1 protein-coding gene is annotated in these 2,896 nt (G+C 46.0%); it reads left to right on the top strand.

What is annotated here, in order from left to right:
* Positions 1-185 precede the first annotated feature (185 nt).
* Positions 186-2,573 carry a DUF3769 domain-containing protein gene (locus tag IM479_RS01385; protein ID WP_287685826.1) on the top strand — a complete coding sequence of 796 codons (2,388 nt, stop codon included), beginning with the start codon at positions 186-188 and terminating at the stop codon, positions 2,571-2,573.
* The last annotated feature ends 323 nt before the right edge of the window (positions 2,574-2,896 follow it).

Below are 2,896 nucleotides of genomic sequence, written 5' to 3'. Positions count from 1 at the left end.
TCTGAAATGGGGCGAAAGTCTGTGGACTCTGTGTAAGACAGTACATGGTTTTTTAACTGTGGTATGCGACGGTGGTGGAAGCAGAAACTTAAATCGTGAGGTTTAGGAATCGCCGCACTTTTAGGGCGGCGAGGATGTCAATGAGGTTCGCTCGTCCTCTATTTTGATCGCCGACTCGTGCAGTCATGTCTTTTTTTCTCTTAGCTGTTGAACCACCTGCCCTGATTAATACTGTAGCTGAACCGGAAACGGAGGAGCGCCAAGTTTCGGAAAATAGTCCCACGTCTGTAGTTTCCCTCCCTGTCACCCCAGCACCTCTAGAAGCAAAAAAGCTTTCAGAAGAGAGCGTTTCTATTCCCCTCACCGTCACTCCACCCCCGGAAACCGTCGAGGTAAAACCCTTGGTTCCCGATGAGGGTATTCCCCTCAAACCATTACCTAGCAGTGCAGGTGATGCGGCAGCTTTAGGAAAACCCCTTTCTATTCAGAATTCTCCACCCCCCGCGGCCGTTGATGTCACCATTCATCCCGAAACCGAGATAGTGTCAGGATTAAATCAAAAGGCTCTTAACCAGAAAAATGGCTCAACTCGGCTATTAGTGCGGAAAAAAGGCGAAAAAACCAGCCAAGAATACTTGATTTCCCTCAATAACGGTCTAGATCAGACCGCTAATCCAGAAGAGGAAAGGCCTCTAGAATTGGTGGCCGATGAGCAGGAATTTGACCAAAATCGGCAGATTATCACCGCTAGAGGTAATGTCACCCTGCGTTTTGCCCAAAGTGTACTAACGGCCGATCGCTTACAGATTAATCTTCCCGAAAAGTTAGCGGTAGCGGAGGGCCAGGTGATCCTAACCCGGGGAGATCAGATCCTGCGCGGCGATCGCTTTGAGTATTATTTCGTCCAGGATAGCGGTGTGGTATTTAATGCTAATGGGGAGATTTTTCAACCCAGCACCGCTAGGGATTTAGGACAAACGCTGCCCACGGATGTGGGGGCCGGTAGTTCTTTTGCAACCCTAACCGATCGTTTGGCATTAAATCAACCCTTGCAGAGAATTACCACGGGAGAGGGTTTTCAATTTGTCGTCGGGGGACAGGATCCCAGTCGACGCGATCGACAGAATATTAGTAGTCCCTCGGGAGGAACGATTAATCGTGTCCGTTTTCAGGCCGAACGCTTGAATTTTGATGGTAAGGTGTGGAATGCCACTAATGTGCGTCTGACGAATGACCCTTTTTCCCCCCCTGAATTGGAAGTTCGGGCTAATTCCGCCACTTTTCGCAGTACCGGCCCCTTTACCAATGAGTTGCGGATGAGTAATTCCCAGTTGGTTTTCGATCAACGGGTAGTGGCACCCACTTTTATTAATAGTCTTACGTTCGATCGCCGTCGTCGTCGTCCTTTTTTAATTGCTCCGGGCTATGATGGGGAGGATCGGGGCGGATTTTTCGTAGAAAGTCCCCTAACTTTAGTGGAGACACCGAAGACTATTTTTGAGTTGACACCGCAATATTTAATTCAAAAAGTCCTTAATCCCGATGCTTTTCCCTCAGCTAACCCCGGAGGTGGGGAAGTTTCGGCCCTTAGTCCGAAAGCTTTTGGTTTATTGGGCAATTTTGCCACTAATTTTGGCGAGCGCTCGTTTTTGCAAGCGACAGCTTCTTTTTCTAATTTGGATTTGGAACAGATCGAAAATAGTGTTCGTTCTAAAATTCGCTTTCAACAGACGATCGGACAGTTGCAGGATCCCTATCTGCTCAATGTGGAGTACAATTATCGCGAGCGTCTTTTTAACGGTTCTTTGGGGTTTCAGACGGTTAATAGCAGTTTTGGGTCAATTTTGACCTCACCTGTGATTGTCGTCCCGAATACGGATATTAGACTCAGTTATCAAGCTTCTGTTCAGAATATCAACGCACCCACCGATCGCAGTAATCTCTTAGCGGCCAATGCAACGGATAATGTCACTAATTTAAGCCGTTTTCAGGGTGCTGTCTCTCTCAATCGCAGTTTTTTACTCTGGTCTGCCCTTACTTTACCACCGACTCCCGACCAAGGTTTAAGATTTTCTCCTCTTCCCGTTCAACCCTATATTGCTATTGTCACTGGTGTAACTGGTGTCACCAGTTATTACACTAATGGAGAGACGCAAAATTCCGTCACTGGAACCGTGGGATTATTAGGGCAGTTTGGGCGTTTTTCCCGCAATTTCTTCGACTATACTGGGTTTAATATCAGTTTTAGTCAGGGTTTAGTTAACGGACAATCACCCTTTTTCTTCGATCGCTTTGTTGATCAACAAACAATGTCCTATGGTATAACTCAACAGGTATATGGTCCGATTCGTGTGGGTTTCCAGAGTATTTACAGTATCGATCAAGCCAAGGAAATCAGTACAGAATATTTTCTCGAATGGAGTCGTCGCACCTATAGTTTAATTTTGCGCTATAACCCTGTGCTGCAGTTGGGAATACTCAACATCCGCGTCTCGGATTTCAATTGGACAGGCAACCCCGGCTATTTTGAGGGCAGCGATGTCCGTCCGGTGGTGGATGGAGTAACCCGTTAAGACTACATGGGAATTATGAATTATGAATGATGAATTATGAATGATGAATTAAGTAGCTGGTTATAATTAAATTAAAAATAGATTTTAGGTTCGATCCCCCCTGCCCCCCTTGATAAGGGGGGTGCCGATAGGCGGGGGGATCCCCCCTTAATAAGGAGGGTGTCTGATAATTTTTAACGCCTACCTACTTAGGGTCTGCTGAAAAAGTTATTGAAAAGCACAGGTCTCTTAATCAATGATTTCACTTAGCTACAAGCATAAGCTTTAGTTGTTGATTAGCTTCTAAGCTATAACTTATTGTCATCATTGACCGAGAAAAAGTG

The organism is Microcystis sp. M165S2 (genome assembly GCF_020245885.1).
In the GTDB taxonomy this organism is placed as follows: Bacteria; Cyanobacteriota; Cyanobacteriia; order Cyanobacteriales; family Microcystaceae; genus Microcystis.
The sequence above is the reverse complement of the archived record's forward strand: the minus strand, read 5'-3'. Positions and strand labels throughout refer to the sequence as shown.